Source organism: Sodalis sp. RH16, assembly GCF_047324245.1.
Classification (GTDB): domain Bacteria; phylum Pseudomonadota; class Gammaproteobacteria; order Enterobacterales; family Enterobacteriaceae; genus Acerihabitans; species Acerihabitans ligni.
Genome location: NZ_CP178737.1, coordinates 1,879,079 through 1,900,972, shown reverse-complemented (window position 1 = coordinate 1,900,972; position 21,894 = coordinate 1,879,079). Strand labels below are relative to the sequence as shown.

Below are 21,894 nucleotides of genomic sequence, written 5' to 3'. Positions count from 1 at the left end.
CGAATGCCACAGCGTATCGGGAAGATTGCTTGTTTTTTTGTGGTTATTGCCATTATGGGAGGGCTTGGGTTTTCTGCCCAAATCAATCCGGCTTACGGCGCTGACAACGCTGAGCCGGCGAAACCGGTCTATCGATTGCCGCCCTTGCCGGTACCGGCCGGCGGCCAGGCTTTGCCGCCGGGCAGCGCTGATGCCCAAGGCGCGGCGGGCGCCGCATCAGCCGACCCGGCCCGGTCTTCCGCCGATGCTACCCCTGCGTCTGCCCCTGGTGCCGCCGCGTCATCCGATAGCGGCAGCGCGTCGGCCGGCGGACTGCCGATGGATTTTCCGCCGCCGGTGATAAGCGTCGCGCCCCAGGACAATAGCGGCGGGCAAGCGGCGGACGGCCAGTCGGCGCAGATAAACCCCATCCGGGACGAAACCATCAACGTCGCCACCATGGGCCAGCCCAACGGCCTGACCTTAAGCGGCGGCCAGCTCCAGTCGGGGGTGGTCTTCACCCTGCCGCAGGATCAGGTGGCCACCACCGCGCGCTTATTCCTGGCGCTGAAAGTCTCGCCGGAGCTTGCCGCCCGCGATACCAGTCTGCGCCTGACGCTTAACGGCCAGGATCTCGGCAATGTGGCGCTGAACCAGGCGAATGCCGTGGATAATGTCTTCCAGCTGGATATTCCCGCGGCCATGGTGGTGGGCAATAACAACCTCAGCTTCAGCGTCAGCGACGAAAATACTCTGCAATGCGATCGCAACCAGTCGGATAAATATTGGGTCACCATTTTACCCGCCAGCCACATACAGCTAAGCAGCCAGATACTGGATATCGGCCGGGATCTGGGCCATTTCCCCCGGCCTTTTTTCGACCCGCTGTCCATGCAATCTCCTTCAGTATCGTTTATTTTCGGTCAGACGGTGAAACCGGAAGCGGTCACCGCCGCCGCCATGCTGGCGTCCTATTTCGGCCTGTTGTCGAATTACCGTAACGTGAATTTTCCGGTGCATTTGAACGAACTGCCGGTGCAAAACGGCATACTGTTCGGCGCGCCGGGAGAGAAAATCGGCGACATTACCCTGCCCGCCGCCAGCGGCCCCACCCTGCAAATGATTGATAACCCGCTGAATCCGGTCTACAAGCTGTTGCTGGTGGTGGGACGCAACAGCGAAGAGCTGCGTCAGGCCGCTTACCGGGCCATCTCTTCACCCTTGCCCTCGCGGCAGGATATTATTCAGGTCGCTACTCAGGGCATTCCGCTGCGGCAACCCTATGATGCCCCGCGCTGGATTGATACCAGCAAACCGGTTTACCTGAAGGATTTGGCGCAAAATACGGACTCGCTTACCGTCAACGGCCTATATCACGACGGTATCCGCATCGGCTTTCGCGCGGCGCCGGATCTGTTCTTGTGGGATGGCGACTTTTTCCCGGTGCAAATCGATTACCGCTTTCCCACCGAGAGCTGGATTGACGAGGATCGCTCCCAACTGAGCATCACCCTGAACGGCACCTTTTTGCGCAGCCTGTCGGTGAATAAACGCGGTTTGGTTGAAACGGCCTGGCATAAGCTGGGGGGCGATACCCGCCAGGAATCCTACAGCCTGCAATTGTCGCCCTACCTTATCTATGGCGACAACCAGCTGGAATTCTACTTCTCCCTGCAACCGAAACCGGATGCCCCGTGCAGCCTGCTCACCAGCAACAATATCAAAAGCCGGATCGATCCCGATTCCTACATTGATCTGAGCAAGACACACCATTTTACCTTATTGCCCAACCTCTCGTATTACGTCGGCGCGGCGTTTCCCTTCAGCCGCCTGGCGGATTTTTCCGAGACGGTAATGCTGTTGCCCGCCAAGCCCGAGGCGGGCGAGATCGCCGCCCTGCTGGCCATGGCCGCCCGCGCCGGCAACGCCACCGGCATCCCCTTGAACCATGTTGAAGTGCGGCTCGGTTTGCAGGGGGACAACGCCCAATTGGCGGATAAAGATATTCTGGTCTTCTCCTCCCTCAAGCAAACCGCCTTGATTGGGGATCTGCTCGCGAGCTCGCCCTTTGAAATGCGCAATGGATTACTGTCGGTAAAAGCAGAGACCTTAACGGACAAGCTCAAGGGCTATTTCTCCGGCAATTTTTTCCGGCAAGGGGTGGAAGCGGATCGCTATTTGGCCTCCACCGACGCCTGGCGGGGTTTTCTGAGTTTCGCTTCTCCGTGGCCCGGCAACCGCCTGGTGGTTATAGCCACCGCTACCGACAGCGATCAGCTTGCCGCCCTGAACACCGATTTGCAGTCATTGACGATTAATGCGGGCATTCGCGGAGACATTGCGGTTATCAGCAGCGAAAACGGGGTCAAGAGTTTTAGTGTGGGTTCACAGTTCCCCCGCGGCGAGATGCCCTGGTACATGATGATTATCTGGTATGCCAACCAGCATATTATTTTCCTTTCATTATGTGGCCTGCTGTTCGCCATCGTCATCGGCAGCAGCGTGACCGTGCTGCTGGCGCGGCACGCGGCCAAGCGCCTGGCGAACAGCGCCAATAAATAACGGGATTCAAAGACGGATCGCACCACTGGGCCATATGGGTAAGAGAAGATGAAACAGGACAAAAATAAAGAATTCAGAACGCTGTGCCTGGTCGGCCTGGCGGGCCTATCGTTCTTTTCCGCCATGGCCACGGCGGCCCAAAACAGCCCTGCCATCAATGCCCTGCTGCAACAGGCCGCCTATTGGCATGACAAAGCCCATAACGAACTGGCGGAAGAATCGCTGCAAAAAATTCTGGCGGTGGACAGCAACAACGCCGATGCGCTCTACCTGCTGGCCCTTTATGCCCTAAGCAGCGGACAGCGGGCCCAGGCCCAGCAATGGCGGCAAAGGCTGGAGGCGGTTTCTCCGAACGATCCCCGGCTGCAAAATCTTGATAACGCCAAGGTCATGCAGGCCATTTCTCCCACCCAGCTGGCCAATGCCCGTCAATTGGCGGCCCAGGGCAATACCGCCCGCGCGTTGGAAAGCTATCGCACGCTGTTTCAGGGCAACAAGCCCCTGGACAGCCTGGCGGTGGAGTACTACGAAACGCTGTCCGGCGTACCCGCCTCCCGCCCCGAAGCCATTGCCGGCCTGCGGGACCGGCTGAGCCAGCAGCCCACCGACAATGCCGCCAAAGCGGCCCTTGGCCGTATCCTGACTTATGACGAAAGCAGCCGCCGGGAAGGCATCGGCCTGCTGATGCCCCTGGCGGCCGGCAATAAACAAGCGGACAGCGCGTTGCGCCAGGCGCTCATCTGGATGGCGCCGAAACCGGAAGATAAAGCCGTTTACGACAGCTACATGCAGCGCCATCCAGACGATGCCGGCGTACTGACGCATTTCCAGCAAAGCGTCGGCGGGCAGGAGAAGGGCCAGGGGTACACCGCGCTGAACAGCGGCGATCTCGCCGCGGCGCGCAGCCGGTTTGAAGCGGTGCTGACCACTAACCCCAATGACGGCGATGCGCTGGCGGGATTGGGGTATATCGCCATGCGCGGCGGCGATTTTGCCGCGGCGGAAAACTATCTGAACCAGGCGGTGAAACAGGGCGGTCCCAACAGCGCGCAGTGGGCGTCCCTGGCCAAGGACGCGCATTTTTACGGCGCGTTGAACAAAGCCAAGGGCGCGGTAACCTCCGGCGATTTGAATTCGGCCCTGGCCCTTAGTGAACCGCTGGCGCAGGAGGAAGGCGACAAGGGCACATCGGCGGAATTATTCCGTGCCGATGTGCAGCGCCGAAAAAACGACCTGCCGGGGGCGGAGCAGACTTATCGCGGCCTGCTTGCCAAAGACAGCCAGAATACCGATGCCAAGCTGGGGCTGTATTACACGCTGCAGCAGGAGCATAAAGGCGCCGAGGCGCAGCAGTTATTGCAAACCATTCCGGCGGATAAACGTCCGAAAGTCTATGTGGGCGTCAATGTGGATCCGTTGCGGCAACAGGCCGCCCAGGCGCTGCAGGCAGGGGATCCGCAACGGGCGCTGAACCTGTTGCAGCAGGCGCTGCAAAAACAGCCGTCCAATATCTGGGTACGGCTGGATATGGCGCGCATTCTGCAAAAACAGGGGAACAGCGCTCAGGCGGAGTCGCTGATGGCCGCCGCCGGCCAACGTGGCGCCCCGGCGGATAATCTCTATGCCGCCGCCCTGTTCGCCAGTGAAACCAAGCGCTGGTCCGTGGCATCCCAACTGCTGGCCTCGATACCGCAAAACCGCCGTAACCGGGCGATGCGCGACCTGGCCGCCAGCGTCAGCTTCAATGAACAGATGAGCAGCGCCGAGGCTTACATGCAGCAGGGTAACCGCACCGCGGCGTTGAACACGCTGCATGCCCTGGCGCAAACGCCGCCGTCCGCCCCGTCCGACGTGGGCAACCTGGCGCAGGATCTGATGAAGCTGGGGGATAGCGCCACCGCGGTGTCCCTGGTACGCGGCAATATGCGGGCCGGGATTAACGGCACTCTCGACGACTATGCCGCGCAAATCGGCGTACTGACCCAGGCGGGCCTTAACGACGAGGCGGACGCCGTTTTGAACAATCCGAAGATTGTGGCCGGCAGCACCCCGGCCGAACTGAGCCGCATCCGGCAGGGTTCGGTTATCCAGCAGGCGGACGATTTGCGCGAGCGCGGACAATATGCCGCCGCCTACGATAAGCTCATCGCGGCGATGCAAAGCGACCCGCAAAATGTCGATTTGATGCTGGCCATGGCCCGCCTGTATCAATCCGGCAAAATGAACGAGCAGGCGATGCGGGTCTACGACTTTGTGCTGACCAAAGAGCCCAATAATGACGATGCCCGTACCGGCGCGGCCAATGCCGCGCTGGCGCAGGGGGACATCGGCCGCGCCAAGCGTCTGGTGGCGGGCATGCAGGGACCGCGTACCGTCGATCGCATGATACTGGAAGCCCGCATTGCGGAAGCGGCAGGGGATCACCAGCAGGCCCTCGCCCTCCTGCGTTCGGCCAAGGGACAGGTTATCGGCATGAGCGCCTCCGGCGCCGGCGGCGCGCCGGTGGTGGGCGGACTGGAAATCGCCGACAATCCTTTTATCAACAAGAGCACCGATGCCCCTACGCCGCGTACCGCCTCCGCCTACGGCACGATATTACCCTGGCAGCGCTCCGACACCGTGACGCCACTGCCCCTGACGGGCGTGGCGCAAACCCCGGTCCGGGCGCAAACGCCGGCAGAGCGCACGCTCAAGCAAATCAATCAACTGCTCGATCAGGAGCAGGACGCGACCTCCACCTGGGTGGAGGGGGATATAGGTATCCGCAGCCGCGACGGCGAAAGCGGCCTTAGCAACCTGACCGAAGTCAAGGCGCCCCTGATGATCTCCGGCGTGCCGTTCGACAGCTCCCGTCTTAAGCTCACCGTGACGCCGGTCTCACTGGACGCCGGCTCCACCTCCGGCACCTCCAGCAACCGTTTCGGTACCGGCGCGCTGCAGCAGGCAAGAATGGTTGAGGCCGCAACCGCCGCCGCCGCTACCGCCGCCGCGGCGAACAGCACCACGTCCACCACCACCACGTCCACCACCACCAATGCCGACGGGACCCAGAGCAGCACTACCACCACCACTTCCTCCACCACCGATAGCACCACCACGGTCAACCCGGACGATTATGTCGCCGACTCCCCCGGCTCGCAAAAAGCCACCGGTACGGAAGTGAACCTGGCGCTGAGCGGCGACAGCTATCAGGCGGATATCGGCTCCACTCCGCTGGGACAGGATCTAAGCACCCTGGTGGGCGGGTTCCAATGGTCCCCCAGCCTGACCAATTTCAGCAAGCTGACGATCACCGCTGAACGGCGGCCGGTCACCGACAGTTTGCTGGCCTACGTCGGTAGCCGGGATAAAATCAGCGGCGATAAATGGGGACAGGTGACCAAGAACGGCGGTTATATCCAGTACTCCTATGATGACGGCGACGCCGGATTATATGCCGGGGTGGGCGGCTACAGCTACGTGGGGGAAAACGTTCCCCGCAATACCGGTATCACCTCCTCAGAGGGCGTCTATATGCGCCCTTATCGCGACGACAACAGCGAGCTGCGAACCGGCGTCAATATTACCTTTATGGATTATGATAAAAACCTGAGCTATTACAGCTTCGGCCAGGGGGGGTATTTCAGCCCGCAAAACTATATCAGCGTGTCGCTGCCGGTGAATTACAACCAAACCTACGACGACTGGAATCTGAACCTGGGGGGCTCGGTGGGCTATCAATCCTACACCCAGGATAAGACCGCTTATTTCCCCGGCAATTCCACCCTGCAATCCGAATTGGAAGCCCTGGTGGCGGCGGGTTACGGCACCGCGGCCTATTACGACGCCCAAAGCAAAAACGGCGTAAGTTATAATGTGCATGCCAACGGCAGCTATAAAATCAATCCTCATGTAACGGTGGGCGGACAGGTGGGTTACGATACATTCGGCGATTATTCCGAAAGCACAGCCTTGTTATATTTCAAATATTTATTGGGTGGTAATTAAGAATGCAGGATATGCTTAACGCTTCTCCCGAGCTGGGCTATTATCGCCGGCGGCAATATCAGTCCGGCTGGCAGGATATACTGGATATTATGATCTCCGGCATCGCCGAGAACGCCGGCGATGAAGACCGGCGGCAGTTTCTCAACCTGATGGGCAGCCGTCTTGCCCAGCGTTTTCCCATGGCGCAGGCGCAAACCGTCGGCGATCTCGAGGACGAGCTTAACCGCCTGTGGGCCGGTTTTCACTGGGGTTATGTGCGTCTGCAGCCGGCGGAGGCCTCGCTGACGCTTAAGCATTATGCCTTCCCGGCGGCGGCGGCCGGAGCGGATGAGTTGCAATGGATTGCCGGGCTGGCGGCAATACTGGAAGGCGCCTACGCCGCATGGCTGGTGGCGCAAGGGGGTCAATCACATGTTGCGCTGCGTTGGCAGCAAGACAGCGCCGAAGGCGTGATGACGTTCAGTTACCGTAACGGCTTATAAGGGACGGTCGTTTTATGAAATTCGCTCGCCATTTCGCACTGCTGATAGGTTTGGTTTTTGCCTTGATCTCCGGCTCCACCCAGGGGGAAACCATGGGCTGGCATAATTATAAAAGCCGCTTTCTGCTGCCGGAAGGCCGGATCATCGATACCGGCAACCACAATATCAGCCACAGCGAAGGACAGGGTTTCGGCATGCTGCTGGCGGTGTTCAATAACGATCGCGCCACTTTTGATCAGTTGCTGAAATGGAGCGATGCCCACCTGTATCGCAAAGATATCGGCCTCTATTCCTGGCGCTACGACCCCGCCAGCACCCCGCCGGTGGCGGATCTCAATACCGCATCCGACGGCGATACCCTTATCGCCTGGGCACTGCTGCTGGCGGGCCAAAAATGGCAGCAGCCGGCCTATATCGCCGCCTCCGGCAAGCTTCAGGAGGCGCTGATCAAACACAACGTGATCCGGTACGCCGGCTATACCGTCTTGCTGCCCGGTGTGACGGGGTTCAATCAAACCAGCGCGATAACGCTCAATCCCTCCTATTTCATCTTCCCGGCCTGGCAGGCGTTTTATCAGCAGGGCCACCTGAAAACCTGGAATGATTTATCCACCGACGGCCTGAAGCTGCTGGCGCAGATGCGTTTTGGCGACCCGCAGCTGCCCACCGACTGGGTCACCCTAAGATCGGATAAAACCCTGTCTCCGGCGGATAACAAGCCCGCCCGCTTCAGCTTCGATGCCGTTCGCATTCCCCTCTACATCAATTGGGCGCAGCCCAGGAGCCTGGCCCTGGGGCCCTATGTCGGCTATTGGCGGCAGTTCGACCGTCTGAGCACCCCGGCCTGGGTGGATGTGCTCACCGGCGAAAAGCCCAATTACATGCTGACGCCGGGCATGCTGGCCATCCGGGACGCTATTATGGGAAATCAGGCCCAGGTCACCGACAACATCCTGTCGCAAGAGGATTATTACTCCGCCAGCCTGCACCAGCTGACGTACTGGTCCCTTAAGTAACCTAGGGGGCAAAAAAAAGCGGACAGAGATTGGCCTCTGCCCGCTTTATTATTTATTGCCGAAATCAGCGAATGCCCTGCGCCTCGTCCTGATCGACGGCGAAACAGGCCACCAGCTGTTCACCGTATTTTTTCAGCTGCGGCTGCAACTCGGTACAGGTACCGAAGCGGCGGCGGCAGCGGGCGCTGAAGGCGCAGCCCGGCGGCGGGCTCAGCGGGCTTGGCAGTTCACCGGTCAGCTTGATGCGTTCGCGGCGCAAATCGGGGTTCAGTCGCGGCGTGGCGGACAGCAGCGCCTGGGTATAGGGATGGCGCGGATTGTCGAATATCGCCGCCTTGCTGCCCTTCTCCACGCAGCGTCCCAGGTACATCACCATCACTTCATCGGCGATATGCTCCACCACCGACAGATCGTGGGAGATGAATACATAGGACAGCCCCATTTCCTGTTGCAGGTCCATCATCAGGTTCAAGACCTGGGCGCGAACCGACACATCCAGGGCGGAAACCGGCTCATCGGCAATCACCACATCCGGGTCCAGCATCAAACCGCGGGCAATGGCGATACGCTGGCGCTGGCCGCCGGAAAACATATGCGGATAGCGCTCGTAGTACTCCGTGCGCAACCCCACCTTTGCCATCATCGCCAACGCTTTTTCACGGCGCTGCTCCCGGTTCAGGGAGGTATTGATAATCAAAGGCTCCTCCAGTATCTGCCCCACTTTCTTACGGGGATTCAGCGAGCCGTAAGGGTTTTGGAACACAATCTGGATTTTCTGCCGGCGCAAGTGCTCCGCGGTCTGGTCCGGTTTCAGCAAATCCTGGCCCAGATAATGGAGTTCGCCGCCGGTGGGCATTTCAATCATGGTCAGCAGCCGGCCCAGGGTGGATTTGCCGCAGCCGGATTCGCCCACCACCGCCAGTGTCTTACCCCGCTCCAGGGTAAACGAGACGCCATCCAGGGCCTTAACCAGGGTTTCCTTGGCGAAAATGCCCTTTTTCACCGGATAGTATTTCTTTAAATCAACCGCATGCAGCAGCGCCGTTGACGCGGGATCGTAAATAGGTTCGCTCATCGGGTGGGTCTCCCCTCGTCATCCAGCGGATAGTGGCATTTCGACTGCCGATCCGGCAGCGTCATCAGCTCCGGTTCCACCTGACGGCATTTCTCGTCGGCATAGGGGCAGCGGGGATTAAGCAAGCATCCCAGCGGGCGGTCGTATTTACCCGGCACCATGCCCGGCAACGAGGCCAGCCGCGATTTATCGGCGGCAAACTCCGGCAGGGCGCGCAGCAGCGCCTGGGTATAGGGATGGCGCGGCGCGCGGAAGATTTCCGTCGCCTTGCCGGTTTCCACCACCTGCCCGGCATACATCACGATAATATAATGAGCCGATTCCGCCACCAGGGCCAGATCGTGGGTAATAAGCACCAGGGCCATATTTTCCCGCTGCTGCAAATCCAGCAGCAGTTCGATAATCTGCGCCTGGATAGTCACATCCAGCGCGGTGGTGGGCTCGTCGGCAATCAATAACTTCGGCCGGCAGGCAATGGCCATGGCTATCATCACCCGCTGGCTCATGCCGCCGGACAGCTGATGGGGATAGACATCCAGACGGGAAGCCGGGGCGGGAATCCCCACCAGGGTCAGCAGATCAATAGCCCGCTGGCGCCGGGTTCTGCGGTTGCCTCCCTGGTGCACCTTGATGGCTTCCATAATCTGGTAACCCACGGTGTAGCAAGGATTCAGGCTGGTCATCGGATCCTGGAAAATCATCGCAATATCGGCGCCGATCAGCTGGCGGCGCTCGTTATTGGAGATCTTTTGCAAATCCCGCCCGTTGAATACCAGGTTTTCCGCCATCACCCGGCCGGGAAAATCTATCAGGCCCATAATGGCCAGCGAACTTACCGACTTACCGGAGCCGGATTCGCCCACGATACCCACCACCTGGCCTTGCTCCACCTGGTAGCTGATACGATCGACGGCGCGAAACGGTGTCCCTTCATCACCGAAATGCACCGACAGTTTATCTATGGTTAATAACGCCATTGCTTCCTCGTTACTGCTTGAGTTTGGGGTCGAGCGCATCACGCAGCCCGTCGCCCATCAAATTAAAGGCTAAAACGGTGAGCAGGATAATGACCCCGGGGAAGGTCACTACCCACCAGGCAGTTTGCGCAAACTGCAACACGTCGGCGAGCATGGTGCCCCACTCCGGTGTCGGCGGCTGCGCGCCCATGCCCAGAAAGCCCAGCGCCGCCATATCAAGGATGGCGTTGGAGAAACCCAGCGACGCCTGCACGATTAACGGCGCCAGGCAGTTGGGAAGAATATTGATAAACATCTGCCGCATGGCGCCGGCGCCGGCAACGCCGGAGGCGGTCACGTAGTCGCGGTTCACTTCCCCCAGCACCGCCGCGCGCGTTAAACGGATATAGTGTGGCAATGCCACGAACGTCAGCGCCAGGGAGGCATTCACAATGGAGGGGCCGAATATCGCCACCAGCACCAGAGCCAGCAGCAGGCTGGGCAGCGCCAGCATGATATCCACGACACGCATGATGATAACGTCCACCAGTCCCCCGATATAACCGGACAACAGGCCGAATATCACCCCGAAAATCAGTGACAGCACCACCACCAGGCAGCCCACCAGCAGCGACAGCCGGGCGCCGTACATCAACCGGGTCATGATATCGCGGCCGACGTCATCGGTACCCAGGATGAACTGCCAGCTGCCGCCCTCCATCCAGACCGGCGGCCGCAGCAGGGCTTCGCGGAACTGCTCGGCCGGGCCGTGTGGCGCTATTACCCCGGCGCCGATGGCAATCACGAACATCAGTACGATGTAACCCAGCCCGATTACCGCGCCTTTATTGCGGTGAAAATAGTGCCAGAACTCCTGCAACGGGGTCATGGGCTTAGGTGCGCCGGCTACCACCGGCTCAGAAATTTCAGTCATTTTCCATTCCCCTATTTCTTGTGGCGAATACGCGGGTTAACCACGCCGTACAGCACGTCCACCAGCAGGTTCACCACAATAATCAGGATCGCTACCAATAACACACCGCCCTGCACCACCGGATAATCCCGGCGCTGCAAGGCTTCAATCAACCACCGCCCCAATCCCGGCCAGGAAAAAATGGTCTCGGTGAGAATTGCCCCCGCCAGCAGGGTACCCACCTGCAAACCGATGACCGTGACCACCGGCAGCAGGGCATTGCGCAGCGCATGGACGATAATGACCCGCATACGGCTTAGGCCCTTGGCCCGGGCGGTACGGATATAATCTTCGCTCAGCACTTCCAGCATCGCCGAGCGGGTCATGCGCACGATCACCGCCAGTGGAATGGTGCCGAGCACGATGGCCGGCAGAATCATATGCTTAAGGGCGTCGATAAAATCACCGGGCTGCCCCCAGATCAGGGTATCAATCAGCATAAATCCGGTGAGGGGCAGCGAATCGTCCAGGAACACCGTATCCCCGACCCGCCCGGAGACCGGCGTGAGATTCCAGTGCACCGACACCAGCATGATAAGCATCATGCCCCACCAGAAGATGGGCATCGAATAGCCGGCCAGGGAGATACTGACCGCGGTATGATCAAACAGCGAGCCGCGTTTTACCGCAGCCAGCACGCCGGCCGGAATACCCAGCGCCACGGCGAAAATCATTGCGCAAACACCCAGTTCGAGGGTTGCCTTGAAACGCGGCACAAACTCTTGCCAGACGGGTATGCGGCTTTTAAGGGATATACCCAGATCGCCGTGCAGAATGCCGACGACATAACGGATATATTGCTCATAGAGCGGTTTGTCCAGGCCCAATTGCGCCATCGCCTGGGCGTGCTGCGCCGGCGACATGCCCCGTTCGCCTGCCATGATCAACACCGGATCGCCCGGGATCAGATGGACAAACGCAAACGTCAGCAAGGTAATACCAATAAACGTCGGGATCACAAGTCCCAAACGTCGGAGTATGAACTGCAACATATTCCGAACTCTCTGTTTCTGTATATAGTTTACCCGGTCGCTTGCGGCGACCGGGTTATCAAAGCTCACATCTTCAGGATTCCCCCCCGTGGCCTCGCTGGCGCGATACCTTCCCCTGTGCGGCACAGGGGATGTTCCCGCCCCCTCGCATGAACGGAGGGGGCTCCCTATAGGGTTAAGGAGGGTTTATTGACCTTTACTCTAAAGATACGTTCTCGAAATGATGTTTACCTAACGGATCAACCACGTACCCTTTGACTTCTTTACGCACCGGTTCGTACACCGTTGAGTGGGCAATGATTAACGCAGGGGCCTGATCGTGCATCACCACCTGAGCCTGCTTGTACAGCTCGATACGTTTTGCCTGATCGGAAGTGCTGCGGGCCGGCTGGATCACGTCCTCAAACGGTTTGTAACACCATCTTGAATAGTTGGAGCCGTCTTTAGCCGCATCGCAGCTGAACAGGGTGGCGAAGAAGTTGTCCGGATCCCCATTGTCGCCGGTCCAGCCCATCATAACGGTCTGATGCTCGCCGGCTTTGGCGCGTTTAAGATACTCGCCCCATTCATAGCTGACAATCTTGGCTTTCACGCCGATTTTCGCCCAGTCGGACTGAATCAGCTCCGCCATGCGACGGGCATTCGGGTTGTAGGGACGCTGTACCGGCATCGCCCATAAATCGATGGAGAAGCCATCGGGGAAACCGGCATCTTTCAGCAGCGCTTTAGCCTTGACCGGATCGTAAGGATAATCCTGCACCGCGTCGTTATAGCTCCACATGGTCGGCGGGATCAGGTTCTTGGCCGCTTGGCCGGCGCCCTGGTAAACGGCGTCGATGATGGCGGATTTATTCACCGCCATGGTCAGCGCCTGGCGGACCTTCAGGTTGTCCAACGGTTTCTTTTGTACGTTGAACGACAGATAACCGACGTTCAGACCCGGCTGGGACAGCATGGTGATATCTTTGTCCTGCTTCATGCGGGCGATATCGGCCGGATTTGGGTACGGCATAACCTGGCATTCGTTTTTCTGCAGTTTGGCGTAACGTACCGACGCGTCGGGGGTAATGGAGAATACCAGGCGATCGATTTTCGGTTTGGTGCCCCAGTAGTTTTCAAACGCTTTATACAGAATGCGTGAATCCTTCTGGTACTGCAGCAGTTGGAACGGACCGGTGCCGATTGGGTTCAGGTCGATTTTTTCCGGCGTGCCGGCTTTCATCATCACATCCCCATATTCGGCGGACATAATGGAAGCGAAGTCCATGCCTAAATCGGCCAGGAAAGGCGCCTCTGCACGGGTCAGGTTAAAGCGGACGGTATAATCGTCGACCTTTTCCACGCTGCTTATCAAATCGCCCATGCCCATGCCGTCAAAGTATTCATAGCTGCCGCCGGAAACTTTATGGTAGGGGGCATTGGCATCTTTCATGCGCGTAAAGGAGAAGACGACGTCGTCGGCGTTAAGTTCGCGCGTCGGTTTGAAATCCTTGCTTTCCTGCCACTTGACGCCGTGACGCAAATGGAAAGTATAGGTTTTACCGTCGGCGCTGATGTCCCATTTTTCCGCCAGACTCGGAATCACTTCCGTAGTGCCGAGTTTAAAATCCACCAGGCGGTTATAGATAGGAACGGAACTGGCGTCAAAGGTGGTGCCGGAGGTGAACAGCTGCGGATTGAACCCTTCAGGGGAACCCTCTGAGCAATACACCAGGGTTTTGGCCTGAACGCTGGCAGCCACAGCTAAAGCAGCCAGGCTAATGCCGACCTTCAGTATCCCTGATTTGGTCAAGGAAATTGTCATCATTATGCTCCATTACGTGATGTGATGTTGTGTGTTGTGTATACGGCCAGACGCTGTTTTTTTTAGGCTGCGGTCTGTGCTGTGCGCCTTGCGGCAACCGAACGAAAGAGGGGAAAGAAGAGTGCGGACTGCCCGATGAAAAGCGTCGACCGACATGCTGAATGCAGGACACATTCAAACAATCCTTTGCCCCCCTGACTTCCGAGGCTCCCAATTTGGCAACAGTTTGCCATGACGTCAATATAACCAATAGGGATTTACACATTTTGCGGGGCAGGCCAAACGAACATAAACACCAGGTATTTGATCATAAAACCAGCACGAACATTAGGCTTATAGTTAATAAACCAAAGTATTGCACTCTATTATCAAGGATTACTGGTCATAGATTCTAATTAAAAACTAAAAAACTTTCTTTCCGAATGGCTAATATATGAACGGTTGTTTCAAGAATGTGGGTTAAAAGCAGGTTAAAATGCTGTCATTAATTAGGTTATTTGGCGATTCGACAACTCTGCCGCTCACATCGCCATACTATCCGCCTACTATATTAAAACAATATGACTAGCCATAAGAATAACAGAGGATCACCAGCGTCGGCGCGTCCTTGACACGCTATATTCCCCTGAATAATTCGCGGCGCCAAGGGGGTGTTGTCTGATATTTTGGTTGTGGTTCCTGCCGTCTTTTACCGCTCTTAAACAGCGGGGTAGACATTTTTAAGCAATTGGCAATGCCGAGATCAATTAAATAAAAGATTTTTATTTCGCGAAAGATTTAACCTGATAAAAATATCTATTCCCGTTTTCATTAATAACTCTTTTACTGGAAGAATATAATGCGTAATGCATTGGCCATTTACCACGTCGCTTTTGAGGACTTGGGATCCCTTGGGGGGATATTAACCCGGAGCGGGTTTAACATCACCATGGCCGACGCCTGCGCGCTGGACTGGTCCGAGGTGGACCCGCTGGCCTACGATCTGGTGATTGTCTTGGGCGGCCCTATCGGGGTGTATGAACAGGAGGCCTATCCTTTCCTGGTGCCTGAAATCGAACTGATACGCGCCAGGCTGGCGCGGCAGCGGCCGACGCTTGGGATATGCCTGGGAGGGCAGCTTATGGCGGCGGCGGCGGGCGCCAGGGTTTATCCCGGTACGGCGGGTAAGGAAATCGGCTGGGGGGCGCTGCATGCCGGTGGGGACATCTCGCGGCTGCCGGCGCTGTCCGGGCTGTTGAACCGGCAGGTGAAGGTGTTGCATTGGCATGGGGATACCTTTGATCTGCCGGCCGGGGCATGGCATTTGGCGGGCTCAGACAGGTATGCCAATCAGGCCTTTGCATTGGGTGACTATGCGTTGGGATTCCAGTGTCATTTGGAGGTGACCGCGGCGGGTTTGGAGTCGTGGTATGTGGGCCATGCCGCCGAGCTGGCCGGGGCGGGGGTGAGCGTGCCGCAATTGCGGGAGCAGAGCCGCCGCTATGCGCCGTTGCTGGCGCAGGCTGCGGGGGATTTTTGGCGGGACTGGCTGGCTGGGGTCTTTGCTTGATGATTGCGCGCAGGGCGCGCTAAAAACCGGCAACGGTTTGGGCGCCCTTTAACAGGCTCGTTGCACGAATGGTGATGGCGGGCCTCGCGGGCCGTGGGGAACTTGCAAACGTTCTCAGAGTTTATGAGGCGGGGCAGGATGCTAGGAGAGTAAACCGTCCGCGCCAGGACGGCGCGGATCGAGCCTCCAGGGATGGATTTACGGCGTGTTTACGATCTAGCATCCTGCTCCGACCGGGCACGGTTTAAAGTGCGGTACTCGCGGACAGGGTATTAGCCCGACGCAGTCGCTAGAATTTCTTGACTTCTATTTGCAGTTTTTTGAGGGCGTAATAGAGCTGGCGGGGTGTGATGTTAAGCAACCGGGCCGCTTTGGCTTTGACGCCGCCGCTTTTTTCCAGCGCGCTGATTAACCGGTTACGGGGGTCGTCCTCGTCCACTAAGGCGGCGTCGTGGGCCGGGGGGGATAGGGTGCCTTGGCCTGCGGGGGTTACGGGCCGCCAGGCCACCGCCGGTGCAAGAACGCCGTCGTTGCTTTCATGGGCCGGCGGTACCTCTTCCTGCCGGCTGATTTTCTGGTTCAGCCGCTGGCGAAAGCACCGTCCCGCCAGGCAGGGCAGTTGGCGGATTACATCGTCTGCGGCCAACAGGGCGGCATGTTCCAGGCAATTCTCCAGATCCCGGACATTACCGGGCCAGTGGCATACATACAGCGGCGCCAACGCCGCCTCGGTGATGGAGAGCCGCAGGCCGTTAACCCGGTTGTAGCGTTCAAAAAAATAGGCCGCCAGGGCGGGGATGTCTTCTTTCCTGTCCCGCAGCGGCGGCAGGTTAACGGTGGCGATATGGATCCGGTAATAGAGCTCCGGCAAAAATTCCCCCCGCACCATCATTGCTTCCAGGTTTTTTTCCGTGGCGCAGATAATCCGCACGTCGCTTGGCAAGGTTTCGGTGCTCCCCAAGGGCCGATAGAGCCGGTCCTGCAACATTCGCAGCAGCCTTTTTTGCAGCGCCAAGGAAAAATGGCCGATTTCGCTGATAAACAGCGTGCCGCCCGCCGCCAGGGAGATATCGCCGGGGTAGCGGGCGGCGCCGGGGGAAAAGCCGGAATCGCAGCCGAACAGCTCCAGCAGGGTCTGTTCATTATTAAGGTAGTCGCAGCAGACTTTGATAAAAGGCCCTTCGCGGTTCGGCGACAGATTATGTATCGCCCGGGCAATGACGTCCTTGCCGGTGCCGGGCTCGCCGCGCAGCAGCACCGCCGTGCGGGTCGGCGCTATGCGCGCGAGGATCGCCATGATATTTTTCATGGCGGGGGAGCGGGCGATGATGTGGTCCACCTCGTGCCTGGAGTGGGGCTTGCGGGACCGGCCGTGGACCGGCCGGCCCGGGGCGGGATTGAATCGCGGGACGGATATCCGGTCCTGCTCGCCGGTTTTAACGAGATCGGTCTGTGTGCTCATTTTAACCTCCGCACCGGTAATCTTTATAATTGAGCCGGTACTTTGCCATGCGCAAACCGAGCATGCGCCGGGTCAGGCCCAATTGCGCCGCTGCCTTGGACATGTTCCCTTGATGGCGCGACAGGGACTCGACGATTATCTCGTATTCCATCAGGGATAACCGCGCTTCCAGGCCGGACTGGCCGCCGAGTTCACCCAGCACGGCGGGCTGCAGGCCGTTAGGCAGGTTATAGCTGTGGATCACGCCGCCCTCCGCCAGCAGTACCGCCCGCTCCATCAGGTTTTCCAATTCCCGCACATTGCCCGGCCAATCGTAGCTCAGCAGCAAATTCAGCGCCGGCGTGGCGATGGTGGGGACGTCCACCTGCTGCTCCTTGGCGAAATAGGCATTGAAATGCTCGGCGAGCAGCAGAATATCGTTACCCCGTTCCCGCAGCGGCGGGATGGTAATCGGAAACACGTTCAGTCGATAAAACAGATCTTCGCGGAAGGTGCCTTTTTCCACCATTTCGGTCAAATCGCAATGGGTGGCCGCCAGAATACGTACATTCACCTTGATGGATTCATTACTGCCGAGCCGTTCGAAACAGCGTTCCTGGATGACCCGCAACAGTTTCGCCTGTACCGCCGGAGAGAGCTCACCCACTTCGTCCAGGAACAGGGTGCCGCCATGGGCCTCTTCGAAGCGGCCGGCCCGGCGCGCCACCGCGCCGGTGAAGGCGCCTTTTTCATGGCCGAACAGCTCGCTTTCAATCACGCTTTCCGGCAGCGAGGCGCAGTTGAATTTGATAAAGGGCCCGTGGGCGCAGCTGCTGTTGTAGTGAATGGCGCTGGCCACCCGCTCTTTACCCACGCCGCTTTCACCCAGAATCAGCACCGTGGTGCGGGCATGGCTGACCTTATCAATCATCATGTAAACAGACTGCATGGCTTTGGAATTGCCGATAATATTCGAGGGCTTGAACTTTTCCTTTAATTCGCTGTTCAGCCGGGCGCTTTGCGCCTGCAACACCTGTTTGTGGGCCCGCTCCAGCAGATGAAGCTCCACCGCCTGGGCGATGGTGGTGGCGATAATCCCCAGCACTTCGAGATCAAGGTGCAGCAGTTGCCGGTTATTGTATAAGCGCTCTACCCCGATGGTGCCCATGACTTTCATGCCGCGCATGATGGGCACGCAGATAAAGGAAAGACGGCTATCCAGGTTTCTATCCCAGCTGCCGGTACGATTGAGAAATAACGGCTCGTCGGCGATAACCGGCACGATAATCGGCTGTCTGGTTTCCACCACTTTGCCGGTAATGCCTTCGCCGGGGTAATAGACCCCTTTTTCGCTCTCTTCTCGGGACAGTCCGAAGCTTTCATGGATAAAAATCTGATCGCAGCTGGCGTCGTATAGGGAAATCATCGCGCGGGTGACCTGGAGGTGTTTTTGCATCAATTCCAGCACCAGCTTTAATGTCTTGGATAACGATCCCTCGCGGCTGACCACTTTGCTCACTTCCGACAGCAAGGGCAGCAGTTCGGAACGGCACTCACCCAAGTGGCAGGAAAAGGACAATGACTCCGTCAATAAAGAGTGGGTGGCGACGTGATTTGTCAGTGGGTTAACGACGTGATTCATGACCCTCTCCTCAGCGGTGTCTGCCGGAAAATAGCTGGCTTGAGCAGAGGATATTGCAAGACGGACGCCAAAAGTCGCTATGTAATAAAATATATAACGATATGATTTGGCATCATATTGCCGCCGGGGCCACTACGCCGTTGGCTGTATTTTGTACCATAAACGACAATCCTTCGGCGGCATTGTACGTTTTAGCACGGTGGGTGGACCATCCTTGATTGAAAGCAGCCGGGCAGGGCCGCCGACTTCCTTCAAGCGCGGATCATTGCCTGATACATGCCGACCGGGACCCGGTCATCAAGCAGCGCGACGGAGGGAATACCGTTTGGCCTGAACTAAAAGCAGCGTGGCGAAGCGTTGCCCTCAGGGACGGCTGATCACGGCATAACAACGGCCGTCCGGCTTTTTCTCCGCCGCCAGGGTCAATGCCAGCGCCGGTAATTCCCTGTCGAACCATTTGGGTAAATGATCGCAAACGATCTCAAGCCGGGTAAAATCCGACCGGCGCAAAAAAGGCTGCAAAACCTGTTTGGAGGTTAATGCGCTATCGCTCTTCAAGGCGTCGATAAGGTTGAGCCGATATTCCCCCGCCGCGTCGCCGGGTTTGATAAACGTGGCGGCGGTGGCCCCCTGCGCAGTCTGCTCCTGACGGGCTTTGTCCAGGGCGATATGCTGTATCCGCGGTAAAAAAGCCACCGGGTCCCCCGCCAGCTTCCACATTACCATGCCCATACCGTCAAAATAGGACAGCATCGCGCCGTTAATGGCGCGGGCGACAAAATGACGGCAGCCGTCCAGGTCGGCGAGCATTGCCAGGATATGGGCACGGATTTCCGCCAGTCCCATCTCTTCCCTCAGGCCAAAGGGGATTTCCCGCACCGGTTGCCAGCCTGACGGCAAGGATTCGTACACCCGAATCGTACCCTGCTGATACAAAGACGCCGTTTTGCCTTCGGTATCGACAAATACCGCTATTTTCATTTTGTCCTCCGGTTAAAAACCGTGTTTTTTACCTTTTATGGACACCACATCAATGCGCAATACCAAGGTGGAACGCAAATTGGCCTGGGGAAAGCTCCAGGCTTTATCGCTGAACCGGGCGACGATGCGGTTCAGGGCGGCGATTTTTTCCTGTTCATCCTCAATAAATACCGCGTTACCCAAGCCAATCACCGTGCGATGTTTGGCCTCGAAATTACAAATAACCTCGTCTTCCACCACCCCTTGCTCGATGGAAACGGCAAAACAGATAGCGTTGTTTCTTTTCAGGATATCTATCTTGCTGCCGGAGCGGGCCGAGTGAAAATATAAGGACATCCCGTCCCAGGCGTAAAACACCGGCACCATAAAAGGAATGTTGTTATCCGCCAGGGAGATATACATCACTTTGGCGGCATTCAGGATTTCATTGATCTCCGCCGCATCGGTTATCTCCCTATCATCCCGACGCATTTCGCCATGAGGGTGCCCATGGGGCGCAACGCCTGTCATCCACTGCATAATGTCCTCGTTTAATTAATAAGGAAGCTTATTCACCGCTAGGGCGTCCAGCATCGCCGACAGCGCCAGGCAAATTTCGACGATCCCGGCGGCGTCCGCCTCGGTGGGAGTGCCGTGGTGATAGTTATCTAGGGAACAGATACCGAATATTTCATCCAGCGCCCGGATTTTCAGGCTTAATTCCGGCGGAAAGTTGATGACCTCTTCCGCGGTATCCATCAGGCTGGAATAGTTATGATTAAACGCCATGCTGCCGTAATAGGCGCATAAGGCGATGAGATAGCATTCAACGGCAATGGACCCCACGTTGAAAATCAGCCCCGGCGATTGCGCCTGTTCGGCAAACAGCACCGCGCGGCGGTGATAGCCACGGGCATCGGCGGAAAGGCGGGTAAACTTTTTCTGTTCGGTTTCGAAAATCAATTTGGACATCGGGTTTATCCTCGAAAGGCGTGACCGGACCGCGATTCGCCATCCGGTAAGAAGCCAATGGACGCAGCGCCCCGGATGCCGCCGGACAGCGGCATCACGAGGGGCGCCTTACCAAACGTTCAGCAGCCATTCCTTGTTTTTCTTGTATTCCATATCGGTAAACAGCGCGTTGGCGATTTGCTCCGCCAGCCAGATGGCGCCGGCATAGCCCACCACCGGATGACGGTAGGATCCGGCCCGATCATAGGTAGGGAAACCCACCCGCACCATGGGGATCTGGTTGTCGATGGCGGTGAAACGTCCCTTGGAATGTCCGAGGATAAGATCCAGTTTCAGGCCGTCTTGCGTGATGCGCTTTTCCAGATCCCAGAGATCCGCATTGGTCACTATTTCCATATCGAAATCGACCTTTTCCCGCAGTGCCGTGACGCGGGGATCGGTGTCGTAATGGGCGTTATCGTCCCCAAGCAGGACCAACACCGGCTTCATTTCCAGATCCAGGCAAAACTCCGTCAGGCCTATCACCAAATCCGGATTACCGTAAATCGCGACGCGCTTATCCGCCAGGAACATATGCACCAGATCCGTCAGCGCGTCGATGGCGATGCCGCGTTCCCGTACCAGCGATTCCGGAATCGGTTTGCCGGTAAGCTTTCTCAGGTTCTGCAAAAAGGTATCCGTATTGCGGATGCCGATGGGCGTGGGCCCGATAATGGTCGGGATATCGAATTTTTCCGCCAGCCAATCGGCGGCCTTGCGTCCTTCGTAACGATTGAGGGCGATGGTTCCCAGCGCGTTGGCGGTTCCACGTAAATCCTCAATGGTGGTATTGCCGTGGGAAACGGTATTTCCGCTGGGCATGACCGGCGAATCGAAATCTTCGATTTCAAACAGCACGGTGGCGTCGATCTGCATTTCCGCCAGCAGATGTTTCAGCGCCGTGACATCCCCTGGGTTTACCCAGCCGGTCACCACGTTCAGCTTGCCGTTGGGTTCGGTTTTCTTGGCGAAGTATTTCACAAAATCCCGCACCGCCACATCGTAGCCGCTCACCATGCTGCCGACGAAACTCGGCGTATGGATCGGAATCAGGTAAACCTCACGTCCGGGGAATTTTTCCTGCAATAACTCCTCGTTCAGTTTTCTCACCACCCCGTCCACATCATCGCCGATCACTTCGGTGGAGCAGGTGGTGATGATGGGGATGACCTTCACATGGGGATAACGCATCAGCAGGACATCTACGGCCTGTTCAACGCGATCCAGGGCGCCGAATACCGCGCCGTCCTCATGCACCGAAGAGGAGGCGATTTCAAAACTCTCCTTTAAATGCTGGGAAATCAGCAGGCGCACAAACATCACGCACCCCTGGCCGCCGTGGACGATACCGATACAATCCTTGATACCGATGCTGACATACTGCGCTCCCGCCGGTTGACAGGTGAATATCGGGTTGATCACACCGGCACGGTCTTTGGCTTTTAATTCACACGACATGATATTG

Annotated in this window: 16 protein-coding genes; 5 read left to right on the top strand and 11 right to left on the bottom strand. The window is 57.8% G+C overall.

Annotated features, from left to right (window positions below; translation table 11 throughout):
- The first annotated feature begins 3 nt into the window (after positions 1-3).
- Genes bcsB through ACL2XJ_RS08610 form a run of 4 tightly spaced genes read left to right on the top strand, consistent with a single transcriptional unit; the run spans position 4 to position 8,026 of the window.
- Positions 4-2,541, top strand: coding sequence for a cellulose biosynthesis cyclic di-GMP-binding regulatory protein BcsB (gene bcsB, locus ACL2XJ_RS08625; protein ID WP_413726238.1), 2,538 nt, complete (start codon positions 4-6; stop codon positions 2,539-2,541).
- 48 nt (positions 2,542-2,589) lie between these two features.
- Positions 2,590-6,528, top strand: coding sequence for a cellulose synthase subunit BcsC-related outer membrane protein (locus tag ACL2XJ_RS08620; protein ID WP_413726237.1), 3,939 nt, complete (start codon positions 2,590-2,592; stop codon positions 6,526-6,528).
- An 11-nt stretch (positions 6,529-6,539) separates the two neighbouring features.
- Positions 6,540-7,010, top strand: coding sequence for a cellulose biosynthesis protein BcsD (gene bcsD, locus ACL2XJ_RS08615; protein ID WP_413726236.1), 471 nt, complete (start codon positions 6,540-6,542; stop codon positions 7,008-7,010).
- A gap of 14 nt (positions 7,011-7,024) precedes the next feature.
- Positions 7,025-8,026, top strand: a complete 1,002-nt coding sequence (locus tag ACL2XJ_RS08610; RefSeq protein ID WP_132923982.1) for a glycosyl hydrolase family 8 — start codon at positions 7,025-7,027, stop codon at positions 8,024-8,026.
- A gap of 64 nt (positions 8,027-8,090) precedes the next feature.
- Here ACL2XJ_RS08610 and dppF read toward each other — a convergent pair whose 3' ends face one another.
- The 5 genes from dppF to dppA form a co-directional block, all read right to left on the bottom strand.
- Entirely contained in the window at positions 8,091-9,101 is a 1,011-nt protein-coding gene (gene dppF, locus ACL2XJ_RS08605; RefSeq protein ID WP_132923983.1) for a dipeptide ABC transporter ATP-binding subunit DppF, read from the bottom strand.
- Positions 9,098-10,078 (bottom strand): dipeptide ABC transporter ATP-binding protein, encoded by a 981-nt coding sequence (gene dppD / locus ACL2XJ_RS08600; protein WP_413726235.1) that lies wholly within the window; start codon positions 10,076-10,078, stop codon positions 9,098-9,100. The genes dppF and dppD overlap by 4 nt, the downstream gene beginning before the upstream one ends.
- A gap of 10 nt (positions 10,079-10,088) precedes the next feature.
- Positions 10,089-10,991, bottom strand: coding sequence for a dipeptide ABC transporter permease DppC (gene dppC / locus ACL2XJ_RS08595; RefSeq protein ID WP_132923985.1), 903 nt, complete (start codon positions 10,989-10,991; stop codon positions 10,089-10,091).
- 11 nt (positions 10,992-11,002) lie between these two features.
- Positions 11,003-12,022, bottom strand: a complete 1,020-nt coding sequence (gene dppB / locus ACL2XJ_RS08590; protein ID WP_132923986.1) for a dipeptide ABC transporter permease DppB — start codon at positions 12,020-12,022, stop codon at positions 11,003-11,005.
- 196 nt (positions 12,023-12,218) lie between these two features.
- Positions 12,219-13,826 carry a dipeptide ABC transporter periplasmic-binding protein DppA gene (gene dppA, locus ACL2XJ_RS08585; RefSeq protein WP_132927921.1) on the bottom strand — a complete coding sequence of 536 codons (1,608 nt, stop codon included), beginning with the start codon at positions 13,824-13,826 and terminating at the stop codon, positions 12,219-12,221.
- 838 nt (positions 13,827-14,664) lie between these two features.
- On the opposite strand from dppA, the gene ACL2XJ_RS08580 reads away from it, so the two are divergent.
- Positions 14,665-15,375: a glutamine amidotransferase gene (locus ACL2XJ_RS08580; RefSeq protein WP_413726234.1), complete on the top strand. Its 711-nt coding sequence runs from the start codon at positions 14,665-14,667 to the stop codon at positions 15,373-15,375.
- A 289-nt stretch (positions 15,376-15,664) separates the two neighbouring features.
- On the opposite strand, the gene ACL2XJ_RS08575 is transcribed toward ACL2XJ_RS08580, so the two are convergent.
- The 6 genes from ACL2XJ_RS08575 to anfK all read right to left on the bottom strand — a co-directional run bounded on the left by ACL2XJ_RS08575 (position 15,665) and on the right by anfK (position 21,887).
- Positions 15,665-16,837 (bottom strand): sigma 54-interacting transcriptional regulator, encoded by a 1,173-nt coding sequence (locus ACL2XJ_RS08575; protein WP_413726233.1) that lies wholly within the window; start codon positions 16,835-16,837, stop codon positions 15,665-15,667.
- Between the two features lies 1 nt (position 16,838).
- Complete coding sequence (locus tag ACL2XJ_RS08570; protein ID WP_413726232.1) at positions 16,839-18,458, bottom strand: sigma 54-interacting transcriptional regulator; 1,620 nt, start codon at positions 18,456-18,458, stop codon at positions 16,839-16,841.
- A 363-nt stretch (positions 18,459-18,821) separates the two neighbouring features.
- Entirely contained in the window at positions 18,822-19,439 is a 618-nt protein-coding gene (gene anfO, locus ACL2XJ_RS08565) for a Fe-only nitrogenase accessory protein AnfO (RefSeq protein WP_413726231.1), read from the bottom strand.
- A 12-nt stretch (positions 19,440-19,451) separates the two neighbouring features.
- Positions 19,452-19,958: a pyridoxamine 5'-phosphate oxidase family protein gene (locus ACL2XJ_RS08560; protein WP_243701486.1), complete on the bottom strand. Its 507-nt coding sequence runs from the start codon at positions 19,956-19,958 to the stop codon at positions 19,452-19,454.
- Between the two features lie 15 nt (positions 19,959-19,973).
- Complete coding sequence (locus tag ACL2XJ_RS08555) at positions 19,974-20,390, bottom strand: hypothetical protein (protein WP_203524516.1); 417 nt, start codon at positions 20,388-20,390, stop codon at positions 19,974-19,976.
- Between the two features lie 108 nt (positions 20,391-20,498).
- Complete coding sequence (gene anfK / locus ACL2XJ_RS08550) at positions 20,499-21,887, bottom strand: Fe-only nitrogenase subunit beta (RefSeq protein ID WP_413726230.1); 1,389 nt, start codon at positions 21,885-21,887, stop codon at positions 20,499-20,501.
- Positions 21,888-21,894: the final 7 nt, after the last annotated feature.

Excerpts from the sequence above, each read along its gene's own strand:
- bcsB (WP_413726238.1), top strand. The coding sequence starts at position 4 with ATGCCACAGCGTATCGGGAAGATTGCTTGTTTTTTTGTGGTTATTGCC.
- ACL2XJ_RS08620 (WP_413726237.1), top strand. The coding sequence starts at position 2,590 with ATGAAACAGGACAAAAATAAAGAATTCAGAACGCTGTGCCTGGTCGGC.
- bcsD (WP_413726236.1), top strand. The coding sequence starts at position 6,540 with ATGCTTAACGCTTCTCCCGAGCTGGGCTATTATCGCCGGCGGCAATAT.
- ACL2XJ_RS08610 (WP_132923982.1), top strand. The coding sequence starts at position 7,025 with ATGAAATTCGCTCGCCATTTCGCACTGCTGATAGGTTTGGTTTTTGCC.
- dppF (WP_132923983.1), bottom strand. The coding sequence starts at position 9,101 with ATGAGCGAACCTATTTACGATCCCGCGTCAACGGCGCTGCTGCATGCG.
- dppD (WP_413726235.1), bottom strand. The coding sequence starts at position 10,078 with ATGGCGTTATTAACCATAGATAAACTGTCGGTGCATTTCGGTGATGAA.
- dppC (WP_132923985.1), bottom strand. The coding sequence starts at position 10,991 with ATGACTGAAATTTCTGAGCCGGTGGTAGCCGGCGCACCTAAGCCCATG.
- dppB (WP_132923986.1), bottom strand. The coding sequence starts at position 12,022 with ATGTTGCAGTTCATACTCCGACGTTTGGGACTTGTGATCCCGACGTTT.
- dppA (WP_132927921.1), bottom strand. The coding sequence starts at position 13,826 with ATGACAATTTCCTTGACCAAATCAGGGATACTGAAGGTCGGCATTAGC.
- ACL2XJ_RS08580 (WP_413726234.1), top strand. The coding sequence starts at position 14,665 with ATGCGTAATGCATTGGCCATTTACCACGTCGCTTTTGAGGACTTGGGA.
- ACL2XJ_RS08575 (WP_413726233.1), bottom strand. The coding sequence starts at position 16,837 with ATGAGCACACAGACCGATCTCGTTAAAACCGGCGAGCAGGACCGGATA.
- ACL2XJ_RS08570 (WP_413726232.1), bottom strand. The coding sequence starts at position 18,458 with ATGAATCACGTCGTTAACCCACTGACAAATCACGTCGCCACCCACTCT.
- anfO (WP_413726231.1), bottom strand. The coding sequence starts at position 19,439 with ATGAAAATAGCGGTATTTGTCGATACCGAAGGCAAAACGGCGTCTTTG.
- ACL2XJ_RS08560 (WP_243701486.1), bottom strand. The coding sequence starts at position 19,958 with ATGCAGTGGATGACAGGCGTTGCGCCCCATGGGCACCCTCATGGCGAA.
- ACL2XJ_RS08555 (WP_203524516.1), bottom strand. The coding sequence starts at position 20,390 with ATGTCCAAATTGATTTTCGAAACCGAACAGAAAAAGTTTACCCGCCTT.
- anfK (WP_413726230.1), bottom strand. The coding sequence starts at position 21,887 with ATGTCGTGTGAATTAAAAGCCAAAGACCGTGCCGGTGTGATCAACCCG.